Annotated in this window: 12 protein-coding genes and 1 tRNA gene; 4 read left to right on the forward strand and 9 right to left on the reverse strand. The window is 70.7% G+C overall.

Features of this window, described 5'->3' with window-relative positions; genetic code table 11:
- Positions 1-94 precede the first annotated feature (94 nt).
- Positions 95-1,810 carry an ABC transporter ATP-binding protein/permease gene (locus tag ED208_RS06615; RefSeq protein WP_123211081.1) on the forward strand — a complete coding sequence of 572 codons (1,716 nt, stop codon included), beginning with the start codon at positions 95-97 and terminating at the stop codon, positions 1,808-1,810.
- On the opposite strand, the gene ED208_RS06620 is transcribed toward ED208_RS06615, so the two are convergent.
- The 8 genes from ED208_RS06620 to ED208_RS06655 all read right to left on the reverse strand — a co-directional run bounded on the left by ED208_RS06620 (position 1,785) and on the right by ED208_RS06655 (position 13,447).
- Entirely contained in the window at positions 1,785-5,045 is a 3,261-nt protein-coding gene (locus ED208_RS06620; protein WP_123211082.1) for a GH36-type glycosyl hydrolase domain-containing protein, read from the reverse strand. The two genes, ED208_RS06615 and ED208_RS06620, sit on opposite strands and share 26 nt — an antisense overlap.
- A complete protein-coding gene (locus tag ED208_RS06625; protein ID WP_123211083.1) occupies positions 5,042-8,029 on the reverse strand; it encodes a discoidin domain-containing protein in 2,988 nt (995 codons plus the stop codon). Before ED208_RS06625 ends, ED208_RS06620 begins: the two co-directional genes overlap by 4 nt.
- A gap of 113 nt (positions 8,030-8,142) precedes the next feature.
- Positions 8,143-8,607 (reverse strand): Csp1 family four helix bundle copper storage protein, encoded by a 465-nt coding sequence (locus ED208_RS06630; RefSeq protein WP_123211084.1) that lies wholly within the window; start codon positions 8,605-8,607, stop codon positions 8,143-8,145.
- 214 nt (positions 8,608-8,821) lie between these two features.
- A tRNA-Phe gene (locus ED208_RS06635) sits at positions 8,822-8,897 on the reverse strand.
- A gap of 94 nt (positions 8,898-8,991) precedes the next feature.
- On the reverse strand, positions 8,992-9,264 hold the full coding sequence (locus ED208_RS06640) for an oxidative damage protection protein (RefSeq protein ID WP_123211085.1): 273 nt from the start codon (positions 9,262-9,264) through the stop codon (positions 8,992-8,994).
- Entirely contained in the window at positions 9,261-10,433 is a 1,173-nt protein-coding gene (mutY, locus tag ED208_RS06645; RefSeq protein WP_123211086.1) for an A/G-specific adenine glycosylase, read from the reverse strand. The genes ED208_RS06640 and mutY overlap by 4 nt, the downstream gene beginning before the upstream one ends.
- Positions 10,430-10,996, reverse strand: coding sequence for an SRPBCC family protein (locus ED208_RS06650; RefSeq protein ID WP_123211087.1), 567 nt, complete (start codon positions 10,994-10,996; stop codon positions 10,430-10,432). The genes mutY and ED208_RS06650 overlap by 4 nt, the downstream gene beginning before the upstream one ends.
- 6 nt (positions 10,997-11,002) lie before the next feature.
- Entirely contained in the window at positions 11,003-13,447 is a 2,445-nt protein-coding gene (locus tag ED208_RS06655) for an AsmA family protein (protein ID WP_158608474.1), read from the reverse strand.
- Between the two features lie 147 nt (positions 13,448-13,594).
- Here ED208_RS06655 and rimO point away from each other — a divergent pair, with 147 nt between their 5' ends.
- From rimO to ED208_RS06670, 3 genes are all read left to right on the forward strand, one after another.
- Positions 13,595-14,929 (forward strand): 30S ribosomal protein S12 methylthiotransferase RimO, encoded by a 1,335-nt coding sequence (gene rimO / locus ED208_RS06660; RefSeq protein ID WP_123211089.1) that lies wholly within the window; start codon positions 13,595-13,597, stop codon positions 14,927-14,929.
- A 217-nt stretch (positions 14,930-15,146) separates the two neighbouring features.
- Positions 15,147-16,583: a sensor histidine kinase gene (locus ED208_RS06665; protein WP_148044706.1), complete on the forward strand. Its 1,437-nt coding sequence runs from the start codon at positions 15,147-15,149 to the stop codon at positions 16,581-16,583.
- Complete coding sequence (locus ED208_RS06670) at positions 16,580-18,151, forward strand: HD domain-containing phosphohydrolase (RefSeq protein WP_123211091.1); 1,572 nt, start codon at positions 16,580-16,582, stop codon at positions 18,149-18,151. The genes ED208_RS06665 and ED208_RS06670 overlap by 4 nt, the downstream gene beginning before the upstream one ends.
- On the opposite strand, the gene pbpC is transcribed toward ED208_RS06670, so the two are convergent.
- Positions 18,141-20,462 carry a penicillin-binding protein 1C gene (gene pbpC, locus ED208_RS06675; RefSeq protein ID WP_123211092.1) on the reverse strand — a complete coding sequence of 774 codons (2,322 nt, stop codon included), beginning with the start codon at positions 20,460-20,462 and terminating at the stop codon, positions 18,141-18,143. The genes ED208_RS06670 and pbpC overlap by 11 nt on opposite strands.
- Positions 20,463-20,478 lie beyond the last annotated feature (16 nt).

A 20,478-nucleotide genomic window follows, 5' to 3' on the forward strand; every position in this document is an offset into this window, starting at 1 on the left:
GATTCGGGCGGTAGGCGGTCGCGCTCAGGCCCTAGAATCAGCGGCCATGCCAGCCGGGCATCCTCCCCGGCATTCTCCTCCGAGTGCCTTCCCCATGACCGCCGTGGCCCCGCACAGCAACCGGGACAGCTGGCAGCGCATCCGCCGCGAGATGCGCGCCCTGCTGGCCTCGCCCGAAGGCGCCAGGGCGGTATGGATGTTCCTGCTGCTGATCGCCTTCCTGGCCGCGATCAGCGGCCTCAACGTGCTGATGAGCTATATCGGCCGCGACTTCATGTCGGCGATCGAGAACCGTGATCGAGGCCGCTTTCTCCGCGAAGCCTGGCTGTACGTCGGCATCTTCGGCGTCGCCACCGTCGCCGCCGTGCTCTACCGCTATCTGGAAGAGCGCCTGGGCCTGCTCTGGCGCAGCCAGCAGACCAGCCGGCTGCTGGACCGCTACCTGCGCAACCGCGCCTATTTCCACATCGAGGAGGGCGGTGGCCTCGCCAACCCCGACCAGCGCATCGCCGAGGACGTGCGCAGCTTCACCACCAGCACCCTGTCCTTCGTGCTGATGACCCTGAACGCGCTGATCACCGTGTTCGCCTTCTCCAGCGTGCTGTGGTCGATCAGCCCAAGACTGTTCGGCATCGCCGTCGCCTACGCGCTGTTCGGCTCGGCCGTGGCCAGCCTGCTCGGCCGGCGGCTGATCGGCCTCAACAGCCTGCAACTGGACAAGGAGGCCAACCTCCGCGCCGAGCTGCTGCACCTGCGCGAGAACGCCGAGCCGGTGGCCCTGCAGCACCGCGAGGAGCTGCTGCACCAGCGCCTGCTCGGGCGCCTCCAGCAACTGGTCGCCAACAGCCGGCAGATGATCGCGGTGAACCGCAACCTCGGCTTCTTCACCAACGGCTACAACTACCTGATCCAGATCATCCCGGCGCTGATCGTCGCGCCGATGTTCATGAACGAGGAAGTGAGCTTCGGCGTGGTCACCCAGTCGGCGGTGGCCTTCTCCTTCCTGATGGGCGCCTTCTCGCTGCTGGTCACCCAGTTCCAGTCGATCTCCAGCTATGCGGCGGTGGCGGCGCGCCTGGGCAAGCTGCTGGAAGCCTTCGAGCAGGCCGATGCCCCGCAGCCAACGCCGGTGGAGGTCTATTGCGAACCGCAGCGCCGTGGTCTGGCCTACGAGGGCCTGAGCCTGTACCGCCAGGACGGCGCCGCCCTGGTGCTCGACCTGAGCCTGGAAGTGCCCGCCGGCAGCCGCCTGCTGGTCCGTGCCGGCTCCGGCCACGCCAAGATCGCGCTGTTCCGCGCCAGCGCCGGCTTGATCCAGCCCGGCGCCGGTCGCATCCGCCGCCCTTGCGCCGACCAGCTGATGTTTGTGCCCGAGCGCCCCTACCTGCCGCACGGCACGCTGCGCCAGCTGCTGATGCCGGGCGGACCCTTGGCCGCGCCGGAAGACGCGCAACTGCTGGCGCTGCTGAAACGCCTGCGGCTCGACCATCTGGTCCCCGCCGGCAGCGGCCTGGACCTGGAGCAGGACTGGACCAACCGGCTGGGGATCGGCGAGCAGTTGCGGCTGGTACTGGCGCGGGTGCTGCTGACCCGGCCGGCGCTGGTGTTCCTGGACCGCCTGCGGGTCAGCCTCGACCCCGCCGAGCAGCGGCGCATGCTGGAGCTGCTGCACGAGTACGGGATCGGTTACCTGCTGCTGGGCAAGCCAGGCGATGCCCTGGACCTGTTCGACCAGGTGCTCGACCTCGCGCCCGACGGAAGCTGGAGCCTGCGGCCCGCGAGCGCTACCGAGCCGCCTTCCCCAGGCTGAGCCGCAGCCGGTGCCGGCCGGCAGCCAGCGGCAGTCGCAAGCCATCCGGCGTCAGTGACAGCGGCTCGCCATCCAGTTCGGCGGCGATCACCGTCTCGGCGCAGCGCTCCGGATTTTCGACGCGGATGTGGTACTCGCCGCCGCTGGTCGGGTGCCGGTAGTCCAGCGTGTAGCCGGGCCAGTCGTCCGGCACGCAGGGCGCAAGGCGCAGCCACTGGCCCTGCTCGATGCTCAGGCCCAGCACCGACTCCACCGCCACCCGCCAGGCCCAGCCGGCGGAGCCGGTGTACCAGGTCCAGCCGCCACGGCCGATGTGCGGCGTAGCACCGTAGATGTCGGCGGCGATTACATAGGGCTCGACCCGGTAGCGCGCCTGCGCGGCGGCGTCGCGGCTGTGCCAGAGCGGGCTCAGTCGGGTGAGCAGCAGCGCAGCGCGCTCGCGGCGGCCGAGCTTGGCGAGTGCGGCCACCATCCAGCAGGCGGCGTGGGTGTACTGACCGCCGTTCTCGCGCACGCCGGCGACATAGCCCTTGATGTAACCGGGATCTTCCGGGGTATCGACGAAGGGCGGCGTCAGCAGCCGCAGCAGGCCGGCCTCCTCGTCGATCAACTGCGCCTCGGCGGCGTCCATGGCCTGCGCGGCACGCTCGGCCGGCGCCGCGCCGGAGAGCACCGCCCAGGCCTGCGCCAGGCCGTCGATGCGGCATTCGGCAGCGTCGTGGCTGCCCATGACGCTGCCGTTGTCGTAGTAGGCGCGACGGTACCAGGCGCCGTCCCAGCCGGCGTCGTTGACTGCCGCTTGCAGCGCCTCGCGATGCGCGCGATAGCGCGCCGCACGCGGCGAGTCACCACGCGCCTCGGCGAGCGGCGCGAACTCGCCAAGGATGGCGTAGAGGAAAAACCCCATCCACACGCTCTCGCCACGGCCCTCGCGGCCGACGCGGTTCATGCCGTCATTCCAGTCGCCGGTGCCCATCAGCGGCAGGCCGTGGGCGCCGACCGCCAGCGAGCGGTCCAGCGCCCGGCAGCAGTGTTCGTAGAGGCTGGCGCTGCCAGCCTCGCCGGGCGCGAGGTAGTTCTCGTCCTCGCCCGGCTTCAGCGGTGGCGCTTGCAGCAGCCGGCAAGGCTCGTCGAGCAGGCCCATGTCGCCGGTGGCGCGCAGGTAGCCGGCGGTGACCTGCGGCAGCCAGAGCAGGTCGTCGGCGAAGCGGGTGCGCAGGCCCGAGGCCAGCGGCGGCTCGTGCCACCAGTGCAGCACATCGCCCTCGACGAACTGCTGGCGGGCGTGCAGCAGGATCTGGCTGCGGGTCAGCTCCGGCCACAGCAGGCTCAGGTTGCCGGCGTCCTGCAACTGGTCGCGAAAGCCGTAGGCGCCGCTGGACTGGTAGTAGGCGCTGCGCGCCCAGATGCGGCAGGCCAGCGCCTGGTAAGGCAGCCAGCCGTTGACCAGATGGTCGATCTCCGGCGAGGGCGTCCGCACTGCCAGGCCGGAGAGGCTCTGGCGCCACCAGGCGCGCACCTCGTCCTCGGCGGCGCGCAGCGCGGCCGGGGTGCCATAGCTGGCGGTCAGCGACTCGAAGGCCTCGGCGTCAGCGGCCTCGCCCAGCAGCAGGCAGAACTCGGCACTCTCTCCAGCTTCCAGGCGGAAGCGCAGGCGCTGCGCGAAGCAGGCGTCCAGGCCCTCGCCATGTCGGCCGTCGAGCGCCGGCTCGCGCAAGGCCTGCGGACGCCGCGCGCTACCCAAGGGGCCGATGAAGCTGGCACGGTCAGCGGTGGAATCGCGCGCCTGCACGGTGACGCCTTCGGCGAGCAGACCGGCGTAGACGACAGCGCCGGCGAAGGCGCCGCTGCCGGTCTGCGCCGCGCACAGCCACTCGCCAGCCGGCCAGCTACGGATCGCCCCGGCCGCCGGCGGCAGCGTGCCCAGCACCAGTTGCTGGTAGCCGAACAGCGAGAGTTCTCTCGCGACATTGCCGTGGTTGCGAAGTTGCAGGCGCAGGCACTTGAGCGGCGCCTGGCGGGCGACGAAGGCGGTGACGGTCTGCTCCAAGTCCTCGAAGCGCGACTGGTAGCGGCTGTAACCGTAGCCGTGCGCGACCGCGTAGTCGCAGGCCGCCGGCACCGGGCCGGGCAGCGGCGACCAATAGGCGCCGCTGGTCTCGTCGCGCAGGTACAGGGCCTCGCCATGCGGGTCCGAGACCGGGTCGTTGGACCAGGGCGTGAGCCGGTTGGCCTGGCTGTTGCGCGCCCAGGTCGCACCGGCGCCGGTCTCGCTGACCAGGCCGCCGAACTGCTCGTTGGCGAGCACATTGATCCAGGGCATGGGCGGCCGTTGCAGGCCGTCGCCGCGCCAGGGCAGGTGGATGTGGTACTCGCTGCCGTCGGCGCTCAGGCCGGAACGCAGCGGCGGTTGTTCGGGCGACGGCGGCAGCCAGGCCGGCGCGAGCTGCACCTGCGCGGCGATGGCCGCGAGTTGCTCCGGCGCACCGGCGACGCCGAACAGGAACTCCAGCTCGCGGCTCTCGCCCGGCGCCAGTTCCAGCGTGGTGGCGAGGCTGAACACCGGGTCCAGCACATTGCCGACGCTGCCACGCAAATCCAGGGCCGGCGCCGCGACATCGCGGCCACGGCCGAGAAAGCGGCAGCGGTCGGTCTCCCAGCGCTGCAAGGGCGCGCCCAGCAGGGCGTGAAAGAGGGTCGGCCAGGTTTCACCCTGGCCGCGCGGACGCCGCCGCGCCAGCAGCAGACGGCCGCCCTCGGCCAGCTCGGTCTGCACGAACAGTTTGAGAAAAGCCGGATGGCCGAGATCGGCCCCACGGTGCGCCAGGGCGATCTCGATGTAGCTGCTCACCTCGATACGCCGGCGCTGCGCCGACGGGTTGTGCAGGCGCAAACGCCGCCGCTCGTGGCTGCCGTCGGCGGCCAGCTCGACCGAGAGGCGGCTGACGATGCCCTGCTCCTCGCGCTCCATACACAGGCGCCCGGCCTCGGCCTCCACGGCGTAGCGGCTGGGCGCGCCCGGCACCGGCTGGCGGCTAGCCGACCACAGCGCGCCGCTGTCGGCGTCGCGCAGGTAGATGTAGCTGCCGTGGGCGTCTTCCAGCGCGTCGCCCGGCCAGCGGTTGAGCGCCAGGCCACGCCATTCCGACAGGCCGCCACCCGCAGCGCTGAGCTGCAACTGGTAGTCGCCGGCGCGCAGCGTCCACGCGGTGGGTTGTTCTGGGCTGGGGTTCATCGCGCATCTCCGGGCGTGGTCTCGATGCGCACGCGGCAGGGGTTGGAATAGTGGTTGGGACGGGTGTCGAGCCGCACCGACTCGTGATCGTGCTCGCGCCAGACCGCGCCATCGACCCAGACGGCGTGGATGGCGCCGGGCAGCGGCGGCCGCAGGCTGAGACGGCCGCCGGTCTCGATCTCGAATTCCAGGCTGTGCGGCCCGGTGCGCCGCAAGGCGTAGCGCAGCGGCCCGCAGACGCTCGGCGCCGGGCCGAAGCGGACGCCCTCGCCCTCAAGCCATTCCGGCGCCAGGCCGGCGGCCAGCACCAGGCCCTGGTCGTCGGGCTGCTCGTAGACGTAGAGGCTGCGCAGGGCCAGCACATATTCGGCGGCGATCCAGGCATGCGGCAGATCGCCGAGATGGCCGGGCGAGCGCGGATCGCGCCAGATGATTTCCGGCCACTGATTCCAGGCGACGGGCTGGCGCTCGGCGAGGAAGTAGCGCAGCAGCTCCAGCGCCTGCGCGCGCCGGCCCAGGCGTACCAGGGCGCTGATGATGCGGATCTGGTAGGGCGAGTAGTTGGCGCCGTCCTGGCGGCCCTCGCGCTGGCGCTGCCAGCCTTGCAGATAGCGGTCGAAGGTCTGCTCCAGCGCCGCACGGTCCAGCGCCTCCGGCAGGCCCAGGAGCTGCACCGCGTTGGCGGTGGCGGTGGGGTCGAAGTCGGCCAGCTCCAGGCTGGCCGGCAGGTAGTCCAGCCCGCGCTCGACGCGGGTCCGCGCCAGCGAGGAAAACAGGCTGTGGCCGAAGCGCGCCTGCAAGGCCTGCCAGCGCTGCGCCAGCGCGGCCTCGCCACGGCGCTCGGCCAGAGACACCGCGTCGCCCAAGCCACGCAGCGCCCAGAAGTCGTCCCAGTAGGCATGCACCGGCTGCGCCAGATAGCCCTCGTGGCTGGCCGAGATCGGCAGCAGGCCGGTGCCGTCGAGCAGGCCGGCGATGCAGTCCACGGTGCGCTGCACCGCCGGCCAGAGTTCGTCCAGCAAGCCCGCCTCGCCGCCGTGGCGCTGGTGGTCGGCGATCAAGGCCAGCCACTGGCCGTGGCTGTCGTGTTCGACCAGCCAGTCCGGGCCTTCGCGATCCACGCAGCAGGGCACGAAACCGTCGGCGCGCTGATAGGGCGCGTACCAGCGGATGAACGCGCCCACCTCGGCGACACAGCCCATGCGCAGCAGCGCCGCACTCATGGTCGCGCCGTCGCGGATCCAGGAGCGCCTGTAGCGGCGCGGCCCCGCCTGCAGCGCCGGGCCGTCGCGGCAGATCAGGATGTGGGCACTGGCGCTGCGGGCGACGCGGATCGCCTCCGCGCCCCAGCCCGGCGCCTGCCAGGGCTGGCGCCCGAGCTTGTCGGCCCAGTCGGTGGTGCCCTGCCGGGCTTCTTCCTCGCTGGCCGGCAGCCCCAGCACCTCGACCGTGGCACTGCCGCGCGCCGGCACCTGCAAGTCGTAGCGCAGGGCGCCATTGGCATAGCCGCTGCGATCCGCGACATGGTCGTCGGTCGGCAACTGGCCCTGCGCCAGCAGATCGGTGATTGGGCCCTCGTCGAAGCTCAGCACGCCGAAGCCGATGGGGCGCTGCACCACGCGCAGGCGCGGCCGGCCGTTGACCGCAATCACGCCACGCCGCCAGTCGAGCCTGCGGATCGGGCTGACGCCGCCGAGCCCCCGGAAGCGCTGCCAGGGCGGCGTCACCTGGTAGGGCCGCAGCAGCAGGAACAGCCGCGCGGCCAGCAGTTCCGGCCCGAGGTTGTCGAAGCGGTAGGACAGCCGCAGCTCGCCACCGGCCTGCATCTCCAGCGCCAGGTGCAGGCGCCAGTCCTCGGCGCTCCAGCTCACCGCCGGCTGCGGTTGCCAGCCGTCCTTGAGGCTGTGATGAACCTGGACATCCGCCCAGGTGTAGAGGCGGCCACGCAGCCAGAGCATGGGCTCGACCGTGCAGGAGCCGGCGTCGAGTTCGACCAGCCCTTCCTCGTTGACCAGGGCGCACTGGCGGCCCTGGCCGCTGCCGATGGGCGTCCACAGGCTCTGCTCGCGCAGCAGCCAGCGCGGGAACCGGCCACGCGGCTCGGTCTGGGCTCGGCGATGCCAGTAGTCGTCGATGGAGCGCAGATCGTCCGGCGGCAGCACCTGCATGCGCAAACCGGCGCAGGCTTCGTCCAGTTCCAGCCGCAGATAGCGCAGCCGCGCATGCGGCAGATGCAGCAGGCTGTAGCGACCGCCGGCCTTGCGCGCGACATGCAGGCGCGACCAGCGCCGCCCATCGCGCGAGCCGAGCAGGCGGTAACCGCTGGCGGGCGCGCCGTGCAGCCAGTCGATCCTCACGCCGCCCAACGGCCGCGTGGTGCCGGCGTCGAGTTGCAGCCAGGGCCGCGCATCGCCTGGGCTGGGCCACCAGCCGGCCGGCTCCAGCGCCTGGGCGCCGGCGTGGCCGGCCTCGGCGCTGGAGCACTCCACCAGCCAGGGCTCCGGCGCGCTGGTGTCGATGATCTCCAGCTCGCTGAGCCAGAGCCGGCCGGCACCGCCCTCGCCCGCCACCAGCGCGATCTCGATGGCGCCCAGCTCGCCCAGCTTGCCGCCACCGGCCGGACCCCAGGCGTACTCCAGCTCATGGCTCGCCAGTTGATAGCGACGGCCACGCGCCGACGGCCGCTGCGCCTTGAGCACCCGCCGCCAGACGTTGTGATTGCTGGCATCGACCAGCTTCACTTCCAGATCATTCGCCGCGCCGCTGCCGCGCAGGCGGAAGCGCAGCGCGTAGCGCGACGGCATCGGCCGCCGCCAGTCGCAGCGCGCCACCACGAAGCCGGCCTGGCCCCTGAAGTCATAGTCCAATCGCAAGGCCGGACGCGCCCCGACCCGCTGCGCGGTCAGGGTCAGCGTTTGCTGCCCGGAGCAGATTGGCCGCCACTCCAGCGAGGGGCTCGGTAGCGCGGGAAGTTCGCGATTCATGGCGAGGAGTTTCCGGCGCTGGTGATCGGCTGCCACTGACCCGGGTCAACAGAGCAGGGGCTGCGCCGAGACCTCCAACCGAGGACGCAATCGGCGGGGATGATGATGGCGGCTCAGACCGCCTGCGCCGCCGCCACCGCTGCGCCGCAAGCCTCAAAGCAGGCTTTGCAGAAGGCGTGATGCTCGATGTGCGGCTTGCAGGCGTCCATGCAAGCCTGCATGGCCGGGATCGCCGCCTTGGCGAAGACCGGCGCCTGATCGGATTCAAGACGGGCCAGACGGGCCACGGCCGGGCAGATGGCATCGCAAGCCAGGGAGGTCTTCAGACAGTCCCCCATCATCGTGTCGCCCTCGGCGAGCAGACGCTGGCAGTGCGAGACGCATTCGGTGGCAGTGCCAGCGCAGCTAGCGAAGGCCTGCGCCAGTGCCGCATAGCGGCCGGTGCCAGCGCCGACACCGTGATGGCCGGGATGGTCGGCGGCCGCAGGCTTGCTGACCTTCTCTTTCCCCGCATGCGCCAGGCTGCTGGCAGTAGCGGCGGCGGCGAACAGGCCGAGGGTGAAATCGCGACGTTGCATGGAGGCGCTCCAATGGCGGGATCTGCGTGCCGACCATGCTCCCACAAACCACAGGCATCAGAGCAGACAGCAAAATCCCCAGCAGGACCGACGCCAAGACAGGCCCGCCAAGGCCTGAAGCGATGGCACGAAGCAGTCACGGCGAACGAATTCGCCGCACTCCCCATGCGTTTACGTCACGGGAAGAAGTCTTTTGGCATCAAGGAGTTAAAAGTGGTGGCCGGGGACGGAATCGAACCGCCGACACGGGGATTTTCAATCCCCTGCTCTACCGACTGAGCTACCCGGCCAACCTGTGCTGCTCGCACTCGCGGCGGCTGTCGGTAGCCGCGAGGCCGCGTATTAAAGCGGCGAGGCCCGCCCCCGTCAAGAAAAACCGGCGGCTCAGGCCTTGGGCGGCACGTAGCCGGTCTTGGTCAGCTCGCCGCTGCCGAAGAAATAGGTCTCCAGCTCCTCGCTGAGAAACTTGCGCGCCTTGGGGTCGGCGAGGGTCAGGCGGTATTCGTTGATCAGCCGGGTCTGGTGCGCGATCCACTCGCGCCAGGCGTCTTTCGACACCTGCTCGTAGAGGCGCTGGCCGAGCGCGCCGGGCAGCGGCGGACGGTCCAGGCCCTCGGCGTCTCGGCCGAGCTTGATGCAATGAACAGTGCGGGTCATGAGGCAGGGCTCGGTGTTTTCGGGGCGGCGCGGCGACGCGGGCGGCGGACGCTAGCAAGGGCGGTCTGCCCCAGCAAGTCGGTGGGCGCCGCCTGGCGCTCGGCGTAGCGGGCAATCGGCGCCGGCAGGGCCACCACGCCGGCACTCAGCTCGGCCGGCTGGTGCCAGGCATGCGGAACCGATTCGCGCAGAGCCTCGGCGGCTGCGGGCTCGGCCAGGCGGCCACGCAGGGGATGCAGGCGCAGGTCGTAATGGCTGAAGGCGTGGTCGATGGGCGTGTCGGTCTGCACCGCTGCCAGACGCAGGCCGTGACGCTGATACAGCGCCGCCGCCCAGTCTTCGGCCAGGTCCACCACCGGCGGGCACCAGAGCCCGCCCCAGATGCCCGCGCCCGGTCGCTGTTCCAAAAGCCAGCGGCCCTGCGCATCGCTGGCGACGATCAACCAGGCCTCGCGCTGCGGTCGCGCCTTCTTCTTGGCCTTGGGCTTGGCGCCCGGCAGCTCGGCCGTGCGGCCTTCGAGATGGGCGCGGCAATCGGCGGCCAGCGGGCAGTCGCCGCAGCGCGGCTTGCGGGCGCTGCACAGGCTGGCGCCGAGGTCCATCAGCGCCTGCGTGTAGTCGGCCAACCGGGTCGCCGGCAGCAGGCGCTCGGAGCAGGCCCAGAGCTGCTCGGCCACCGCCGTCTCCCCCGGCCAGCCGGCGATGCCGGCCCAACGCGCCAGCACCCGCTTCACATTGCCGTCGAGGATCGCGTGGCGCTGACCGTGGGCCTGCGCCAGGATCGCGCCGGCGGTGGAGCGGCCGATGCCGGGCAGCGCCAGCACCGCCGCGTAGTCGCTGGGGAATTCACCGCCGTGGCGCTCGACCACCGCCCGGGCGGCGGCGTGCAGATTGCGGGCGCGGGCGTAGTAGCCGAGGCCGGCCCAGTAGCGCATCACCTCCTCGCCGGGCGCCGCCGCCAGACTGCGCAGGTCGGGAAAGCGGCCCAGGAAGCGCTCGAAGTAGGGGATCACCGCCGCCACCTGGGTCTGCTGCAACATCACTTCCGACAGCCAGACGCGGTAGGCCGTGCGCGGGTGCTGCCAGGGCAGGTCGTGGCGGCCGTGCACGTCGAACCAGGCCAGCAGACGGCGGGCGAAGCTGTCGGCATCCGGCATGGGCAGGCTCATGGCAGGCGTGCCTGCGCCTGCGACTCCAGGCGCTGCACGGTGATCAGGGTTTCCTCGCGCAGGCGCCGCTCCAGCATCCAGGGGCCGAACACCGGCGCCAGCCAGAAGTCCGGGCGCAGGCTGGCCTCGAAGCGCAGGCGGCAGCGACGGTCGTCGATGGCGGTCACCGTCCAGCGCGAAATACCGCTCTGGAAGTCGCTGGCCGGCGGCGGCTCGGTGATGCCGACGATGCTGCCGCCGTCGCCGCTGGCCGTGCTGCTCAGTTGCTGGCTCTGGCGCAGCACCCGGCACAGCCCGAGCAGGCAGAACTCGGCCTCGCTGACCAGCTGCTGGCGGCCGTCGGCCGAAGGCGGGGACAGCGACAGCACCCGCAGGGAGGGATTCAAGGCCGACAGCGCCGCGAAGTCGGCCAGACGCGCGTAGACCGCTGGCCCCGGCGCGGCCAGTTCGGCATCCAGGCTCACCAGGTAGTCCTGCGCCTGATGGCGGACGCTCAGCGTGCGCAGTTCGTAGGCCCAGGCGGGCGCCGCGAGCAGGCTCGCGGCCAGTAGCAGCCAGCGCATCGGGGCTCAGGGCTGCGGCGTGCTGCCCGGCGCCGGCTCGTCGGGCGGCTTCTTGTTGCCGCCGAACAGTTTCATCAGGCCCTTGTTGAGTTCCTCGACGGCCTTCTGCTTGATCTCCTCGCGGTGCTCCTGCAGCTCTTCCTTCTTGGCCTCGTACTGGCCGCGCAGCTTGTCGGCAGCCTTCTGCTGCAAGGCAGCCTGCCAGTCGATCTGCACCTTGGGCTTGAACAGGTTGCCAGTCAGGCGGATCGGCACCACCACGCCGTGCAGATCGGCCAGCTCCTTGCCGCCCTGCCCCTTGGCGGTGCCGACCAGGGTCGGCTTGGCGAGGTAGTTGATGGTCTCGTTGGCGAGGTCGAGTTCGCCGGCGCCTTCCAGCCGGAACAGCGGATTCTTCGCCGACAACTGGTCGGACTTGAGCACGCCGTTGACGATCTTGCCGGCACCGCGCAGCTCGGCGAAATCGGTGGACTGCGGCTCGCTGCTGGCGGCGGCAGTGGCGCCGCCGCCCTGGGCAACGCTGAGCAGGGCCTGACCATCGCGGATGGTCTTGCCGAGATTGAAACCCTTCACCGCGCCGTCGACGAAGTTGAAGGCGACATCGCCGTTGAGCGCGCGCCGCACCTCGCCGACGGTGCGGCCGCCGCTGCGCACATCCAGGTTCACCGAGCCCTTGCCACTGACGTAGTCCTTGCCGAGAAAATCCTTGAGCAGCGGCCCGGCGCTGATGCCGCTGAGCGTGGTCTTGAGCGCGTAGCCGGGCTTGGCGCCGGGGCTCACGTCCAGCGCCAGATTGGCGTTGCCGCCATAGAGCTGGGCGCTGAGCTGCTGGCGCTTGTTGCCGCTCTTGGGCGCGTCCAGCTTCAGCCGCACATCATTGAGCGTCATGCCCTTCAGCTTGAGCCTGCCGATGGCCAGCGTGCCCTCGGCATTGAGCTGGTCGAGCATCTCCACCGGCAGCGGCGTGTCGTTGAGATTGGTCTTGGCGGCCTCGGTGCCGGCGGCTGGCGCGGCGGCGGCCTTGGGCGGCAGGTAGCGGTCGGCGTCGATGGCATCGAGCTGGAGCGCGAAGGCCAGCGCCTGGCTGGCGAAATCGCGCACCGCCAGCTCGCCGCTGAGCGTGCTGTCGTCGAGCTTCAGCAGCAGGTTCTTGAACGCCGCGCTCCTGGCATTGGCGCTCAGCGCGGCGCTCAGGCTGGCGGTCTGCAAGGTCTTGGCGTCGGCCATCTCCGGCAGCTTGATGTCCAGGTTGCCGAGCAGGGCGCGCGGCGAGAACGGCGCCACGGTCAGATCGCCGCTGGCGGTCGGCAGCTCGCCGGTGAGTCCGGCCACCAGCCACTGCTTGGCGCTGGCCTTGAGTCCGGCGAACTCCAGTTGCAGGCCCTCGACGCGCGCGCTGTCGGCGGCAAGATCGGCGCTCGCCGTGCCGCTCAGCTTGAGGGTCTGCGGCTTGCCACCGGGAATGGCGCTGCCGGCGGTCTCCAGAGCCAGTTCCAGGCCCTGGACCTGGTGCCGGCGCTGCGCCAGATCGGCCTTGAGACTGGCCGCCAGCGTGCCCTTGGCGCTGAGCCGGGGCTGCTCGGCGGTGCCGGCCAGCAACTGGTCGATCAGCAGCTTGAACGGCGCCACCGTCAGCACCTGGCTAGCGCCGTCATAGCCCAGCGCGGAGGCTTCCAGTCGCAGCTTGGCGGCCAGGCTCTCGGCGGGGGTGGTGCCCTCTTGCAGGCCATCCAGTTTCAGCTTGAGGTCCGCGACCTGGGCCGAGCCGCTGTCGGCGTCGAAGCGCAGATCGCCCTGGAACTCCAGCGCCGCGCGCGCCTTGGGCGCGCCGGAGTTGAGCGTCAGCCCGCCCTCGAACGGCAGGGTCTCGCCCGCGCGCAGACGGCCGAGCTTGAGCCGCAGGCCCTCCACGGCGTAGTCCTTGCCGGCCTGGGCGTCGGCGTAGCTGAGCGCCACGTCCTCCAACTGCACGCCGGCGATGTCGAGGTCGGCCATGCCCTTGCCGGCTTCCGACTCCGCCGCCGGCTCGTCCTTCTTCTGCTTCTGCAAGGCCAGCAGGTCGGCCCAGTTGCTGAGGCCCTCGGCATTGACCGCCAGCGCCGCGCGCAGGCCGGAGAGTTTCAGCTCGCTGGCCTCGACCCGCCGGTCGCGCAGCAGCGGCAGCAGCTTCACCCCGACTTCGGCGGATTTGAGCCGCAGCATCGGCTCGCTGCCGAAGCCGGCGGCATTGCCGAGCACCGCGTCGGCGATCTCCACCCTGAGCCAGGGGAAGACGCTGAGCCGGATCTCGCCCACCGAGAACTCGCGGCCGGTCTCCTTTTTCACCGTCTCCGCGAGCTTGCCTCGGAAGTCGTTGGGATCGAACAGGAAGGGCAGTGCGACGATGGCTGCGGCCAGCAACAGCAGCAGGCCGGCCAGGAAGACGAGGAGGAACTTGAGCGGCTTGGCCATCGGACGGTCCGGCGCGTAGGGCAAGGGGCGGGTGCTGAGTGTAGCCGCGCGGGCTGAACCCCAGCCGTCTATAGGCCAGCCAGATCCGGGTCGGCGCGGCGGCATCAAGTAAACTGCGCGCCTCTTTTACCCCTCTGGCCGCCAGCCATGTCCTCCGCCCGCGCCTCCGCCTCGCCGAAAGTCGGCATCGTTTCCCTCGGCTGCCCGAAAGCCCTGGTCGACTCCGAGCGCATCCTCACCCAGTTGCGCGCCGAGGGTTACGTCACCTCGCCCAGCTACGACGCCGCCGACGTGGTGATCGTCAACACCTGCGGCTTCATCGACTCTGCCGTGCAGGAGTCGCTGGACGCCATCGGCGAGGCGATGGCCGAGAACGGCAAGGTGATCGTCACCGGTTGCCTGGGCGCGAAGAAGGAAACCATCCTCGAACAGTTCCCCGACGTGCTGTCGATTTCAGGCCCGCAGGACTACGCCTCGGTGATGACCGCCGTGCACAAGGCGGTGCCGCCCAAGCACGATCCGCGCTTCGACCTGTTGCCGGCTCCTGGCATCAAGCTCACGCCCAAGCACTACGCCTATCTGAAGATTTCCGAGGGCTGCAATCACAAGTGCAGCTTCTGCATCATCCCCTCGATGCGCGGCAAGCTGGCCTCGCGCAAGGTCGATGAAGTGCTGCGCGAGGCCGAGCGCCTGGCCAAGGCCGGGGTCAAGGAGCTGCTGGTGATCTCGCAGGACACCAGCGCCTACGGCGCCGACCTCAAGTACGCCGGTGGCGTCTGGCGCGAGCAGGAGTACCAGAGCTCGATGCTCGATCTCTGCAAGGGGCTCTCCGAGCTGGGCATCTGGGTGCGCCTGCACTACGTCTACCCCTACCCGCACGTCGACGAGATCATTCCGCTGATGGCGGAGCGCAAGATCCTCCCCTACCTCGACATCCCCTTCCAGCACGGCTCGCCGACGGTGTTGAAGCGCATGAAGCGCCCGGCCTTCGCCGAGAACACCCTGCGCCGGCTGGAAGCCTGGCGGAAGATCTGCCCGGACATCACCATCCGCAGCACCTTCATCGTCGGCTTCCCGGGCGAGACCGACGCCGAGTTCGAGGAGCTGCTGGGCTGGCTCAAGGAAGCCAAGATCGACCGCGCCGGCTGCTTCGTCTACTCGCCGGTCGAAGGCGCCACCGCCAACCTCTTGCCCAACGCGGTGCCGGCGGAGGTCGCCCAGGCGCGGCTGAAGAAATTCATGCAGACCCAGGCGCGCATCAGCAAGGCCAAGCTCAAGAAAAAGATCGGCAGCGTCATCGAGGTGATGGTCGACGAGATCGACGACGAAGGCATCGTCACCGGCCGCTCCTGGGCCGACGCGCCGGAGATCGACGGCAAGGTGTATCTGTCGTCCGACGAGCCGCTGAAGCCGGGACAGATCGTCCGCGCCGAGGTGGTGCAGGCCGACGCCCACGACCTCAACGCCGAAGTGCTCGACTGATCCGGACGCCGGTCGGCTGGCTGCGGCCACTGATCCCTGACCCAAGCCGGGCGGCCCTCCACCACCACTAGCATGTCTGGCACGGCAAGCAGCCGGGCCAGCAGCCAGCGGAGGGATCGGGGTGGCCGTCAAGACTGATCGCCTGCGGGCACTGAAGGCTCTGGAAGCCGCTGCAGCCGTACCTGTCGCCCCGCCCGAGCCTGCCGAACCCGAGCCCTTGCCGCTGCTCGAATTCGATGAGGAACAATTGCGGGCGGAACGCCTGGCCCGCGAGCAGGCCAAGCGCGAGCAGGCCGACAACCTGCTGGAACGCCTCAGTCTCGACATCTACGACCGCTGGACCGAACTCGCCGCCGAGTCCGGCCAGCCGGCCAGCGCCGGCTCGCCCGCCGTCGGCGTCCCCGCGCCGGGCAACGATCAGATCCGTGGCCTGCTGCTGCAGGGCACGGTGCCGGACGCCATCCTGACCTTCGGCGAAGGGGGACTGATCCAGACCTTCAACGCCGGCGCCGAGCGCATGTTCGGCCGCGCCGCCGCCGAGGTGCTGGGCCACGCCATCGCCGAGCTGCTGCCGGCACGCGCCGAAGGCGACAGCGACCTCGGCCAGCTCGACAGGCTCGACGCCGGCCCCGAGGGCCGACGAGTGCGCGAGCGCCTGGCGCTGCGCGCCGACGGCAGCGAGCTGGCGGTGGAGGTCTCCATCGGCGTGCTCGACCTCGAAGGCCGCCGCCACGGCGCGGCGGTGATCCGCGACATCTCCGAGCGCAAGCAGTTCGAGCAGGCGCTGCACCAGCTCAACGACTCGCTGCGCGCCCAGGTGGAAGCCACCCGCCAGGCCCTGGAGCAGTTGCAGCAGACCCAGCGCGAGCTGGTGCGCGCCGAGCGCCTGGCCTCGCTGGGCGGCCTGGTGGCCGGCGTCGCCCACGAGATCAACACCCCCATCGGCATCAGCCTCACCGCCGCCTCGCACCTGCACGACGAGGCGCTGCGGCTGGAAGCGGCGATGGCCGACGACAGCCTCAAGCGCTCGCAGTTGAGCGGCTTCGTGCAAACCTTTCAGCACAGCGCCAGGCTGGTATTGGCGAACGCCCGGCGCGCCGCCGAGCTGATCCAGAGCTTCAAGCGGGTGGCGGTGGACCAGACCAGCGAGGAGCGCCGCCGCCTGCACTTCCGCGAGTATCTGGAAGAAATCATCACCAGCCTGAGCCCGCAACTGAAGAAGACCGCGCATCAGGTGCGCATCGACTGCGACCCGGCGCTGGAGATCGACACCCTGCCCGGCGCCATCTCGCAGATCATCACCAACCTGGTGCTCAACTCGCTGAGCCATGCCTACGGCGAGGGCGAGGCCGGGCACATCGCCATCGAGGCGCGCCAGCAGGGCCAGCGTCTGAAGCTGGTCTACCGCGACGACGGCCGCGGCATACCGGCCGAGATCCTGCCGCGCATCTTCGACCCCTTTTTCACCACCAAGCGCGGTGCCGGCGGCACCGGGCTGGGCCTGCACATCGTTTTCGGCCTGGTGCACCAGCAGTTGCAGGGCGGCATCGAGGCGCTCTCGACGCCGGGTCATGGCACTGAATTCCACCTCGACCTGCCGCTGGAAATCCCCGCTGGCGGCAACACCGATCCGCGATCCGGAGAGCGCGCATGAGCGAAGTCCGCAGCGACGACGATGAACTGCTGTTCGCGGCGGAAAGCCCGGAGCCCACCAAGGACTCCGAGGCGAGCTGGAAAATCCTGATCGCCGACGACGACGAGGAAGTCCACGAGGTCACCAAGCTGGCGCTCGGCGGCCTGCGCTTCAACGGCCAGCCGCTGCAATTCCTGCACGCCCGCTCCGGCCGCGAGGCGGTGGAGCAGGTCGAGCAGACGCCGGACATCGCCCTGCTGCTGCTCGACGTGGTGATGGAGCGCGAGACCGCCGGACTCGACGCCGTCGATGCCATCCGCAACCGCCTGCGCAACCGCCTGGTCCGCATCGTGCTGCGCACCGGCCAGCCCGGACAGGCACCGGAGCGCGAGGTGGTGATGCGCTACGACATCAACGACTACAAGGAAAAGACCGAGCTCACCGCCAAGAAGCTGTTCACCCTGGTCTACACCGCGCTGGGCCAGTACCGCGACATCCTGCGCCTGGAGCGTGGCCGCCGCGAGCTGGAACGCCTGGTCGATGCCGGCGTCACCGTGTTCCGGCGCAAGCAGCCGGACCGCCTGGGCCAAGGCCTGCTGCAACTGCTGGGCAAGCTGCTCGGCGTCGAGCACAGCCAGCGGCCGCCCGGCTACGGCGGCCTGCTGGTGGAGCCGGGCAAGGACGGCGTCGCGCGGGTGCTGGCCGGCAGCGGCCGCTATCGGGAACTGGGCGGACAGACGCTGGCCCGGGGCCGGCTGCCCCAGCTCGACAGCCGCCAGTACCAGATTCCCCGCAACGGCAGCTGGCATGCCGATGCCCACAGCTTCATCGCCCGGCTCGTCGCGCAGCGGCGCCAGCCGCTCACGCTGTATCTGGAGAGCGACACGCCGCTGCAACCGCCGGAGGCGCACATCCTCGACGTGTACTGCCGCAACGCCACGCTGTCGCTGGACAACGCGCTGCTGCACCAGCAGCTCGGCCGCACCCAGCGCGAGCTGATCTACATGCTCAGCGAGGCGGTGGAGATCCGCTCGCAGGAAACCGGCAACCACGCCCGCCGGGTCGGCGAATACTCGCGGCTGCTGGGCCAGCTCAGCGGCCTGCCCGAGGACGAGGCCGAGGTGCTGCTGCTGGCGGCGCCGCTGCACGATGTCGGCAAGATCGCCATCCCCGACGCCATCCTGAAGAAGCCCGGCGCCCATACCGAGGAGGAATCCAGGGTGATGCGCAGCCATGCCGAGATCGGTGGCCGCATGTTCAGCAGCCAGGATCTGCCGGTGTTCAGCGCCGCCAAGATCATCGCCGCCCAGCACCATGAACGCTGGGATGGGCAGGGCTACCCCGGCGGCCTGCGCGGCGAGGACATCCACCTCTACGGCCGCATCAGCGCGCTGGCCGATGTCTTCGACGCGCTGGGCAGCGAGCGCTGCTACAAGAGCGCCTGGCCGCTGGAGGACATCCTGGCGCTGGTGCGCGAGCAGCGCGGCAGGCAATTCGACCCCAGGCTGGTCGACCTGCTGCTGGGCAACCTCGACGCCTTTCTGGAAATCCGCACCCGGCTCGTGGATGTTGGGAGCATCAATCACTGAGCCGCAGGCGCAGCTCGCGCGCGCTGCTGCGGCCGGTGTCGTCACTGACGCTGAGCTGATGGCGGCCGGTCTGGGTAGGCCGGTAGGCATAGGCCACGCCCGGCGCCGAACTGCCCAGATAGCTGCCATCGACAAACCAGTAGAGCGTCCGCACCGCGCCATCGGCATGGGCGAGCAGCGGGATCACCTGCTGACCGAGTTGCTCGGGGCGCAGGGCGTATTCGACGCCGGCCAGCGGCGAGCGGATGCTCGGCGCCTCGCCAACCGCCGTGGTCGCCAGCAGGCCGCAGTCGCCGGGCGGCGGCGGCGCGCGGCGCGGCATGCCGGCCTGGGCGTAGAGCCGCATCAGCTCGCTGGGCCAGAACTCGTAGACCTCTTCGACGACCGCACTCGCCGGCGTATCCGGGCAGGCCAGCCGGCCGCTGCGACGGTCGATGCGCAGGCGCCGGTGCACCGTGCTCAGGCGGATCGGCGAGACGCCGGGGATGTACCAGGTCTGGCTGCGCTGCGGGCAGTCGGCATTGGGCAGATCGCCGGAAGCGGTGCAGACCTCCACCCGCGCCAGCCGGGGCGGCTGCGGAAACGCCGGCTCGACCAGCTCCGGCTCGGCGACGCGAATGGCGTCGGCAAGATCGAAGAACAGCGGCGCGGCGCTGCGGATGCCGACCAGGGCGGGATTGCTGCGGCCGTCGAAGTTGCCCAGCCAGACCACCAGCACATAGGGGCCGAACACGCCGGCAGTCCAGGCGTCGCGAAAGCCCCAGCTGGTGCCGGTCTTCCAGGCCGGGGTCAGGCGGTTGCGCGTCGGGCGCCACACCGCCTCGTCGGGGCGCGGGTTGTCGCGCAGGATGTCCATCACCATGAAGCTGGCGTCGGCCGACAGCCGCCGCTCGCCCGGCGCCGGCGGCTCCTCGGCGAGCCGGCGCAGCGGCCGCCAGAGGCCACGGTTGGCGAGCATGGCGTAGAGCTGCGCCAGCTCGACCATCGACACCTCGCCGCCGCCCAGGGTCAGCGCCAGGCCGTAGTGACGCTCGCTGCGCGGCAGCGCCACCCCGGCGCTCTTCAGGAAGCGGTACAGGCTGGGCTCGCGCAACTGCGCCGAGAGCTGCACCGCCGGCACGTTGCGCGAGCGGATCAGCGCATCGTGGGCGCTGATCGGGCCTAGGAAGGCGCCGTCGTTGTTCTCCGGCGCATAGGGGCCGAAATAGGTCGGCGCGTCCTTGAGCACGCTGAGCGGATGGATCAGGCCCTGGTCCATCGCCAGCGCATAGAGCAGCGGCTTGAGCGTAGAGCCGGGCGAGCGGCGCGCGCTGACGCCATCGACCTGGCCGTGGATGCCGGCATTGAACCAGTCGGCCGAGCCGATCCAGGCGCGCACGCCGAGGTCGCGGCTGTCCACCAGCAGCACCGCCGCGTTGTCGATGCCGACGCGCGCCAGCGGCGCCAGGTGCTGGCGCAGGCGCTGCTCCAGCAGGCTTTGCAGGCGCAGGTCCAGCGTGGTCTTGAGTTCCGCCGGCGCGGTCTCACCGGCCTCGGCGAGCAGCGCGCCGGTGAAATGCGGCGCACGGAACGGCAGCGCCCGGCGCTGGAAGCGCAGCGGCGCCTCGACCAGGGCGCGCTGCTCGGCGGCCGCTGGATGTACCGCCAGCCAGCGCGCGTAGAGACGCAGCCGGGCGGCGCGCAGGCTCTCGGTTTCGCCGGTGCCCGGCACGCGCGCATTCGGCGCCTGCGGCAGCACCGCCAGCGCCAGGGTCTGCGCGAGATCGAGTTCGCGCGGGCGCTTGCCGAAGTACAGCCGCGCCGCCGCGCCCACGCCCTGCACGTTGCCGCCGTAAGGCGCGAGGTTGAGATAGGCCTCCAGGATCTCGCGCTTGGAATAGCGCGCCTCCAGCCACAGCGCGGCGCCGATCTGGCCGAGCTTGCCGGCCAGATTGCGGGTGTGGCGGCGCTCCAGCAGGCGCGCCAACTGCATGCTCAGGGTCGAGCCACCCTGGCGAGCGCCGCCGCTGGCGGTGACCAGCGCCGCGCGCAGCAGCGCCGGCGGATTCACGCCGGGATGCCAGTAGAAGTGGCGGTCCTCGTGCAGCAGCACCGCCTCGATCAGCGCCGGCGGCATGTCCGACAGCGGCTGCCAGAGCCGCAACTGACCGTCGCTGGCCAGGCGCAGGCGCAGCAGCTCGCCCCGGCTGTCGAGCACCGCGGTCGACAGCGGGATGCGTGCCGCCAGCGGCGGCCGTGGCCATAGCCGGACGATCAGCAGCAGCGCCGCCAGCGCCAGCAGCGACAGCGCCGCGAGACGAGCGCGGCTCAAGACCCGCCCTGCCCCG

The organism is Stagnimonas aquatica (genome assembly GCF_003730135.1).
Lineage (GTDB): Bacteria > Pseudomonadota > Gammaproteobacteria > Nevskiales > Nevskiaceae > Stagnimonas > Stagnimonas aquatica.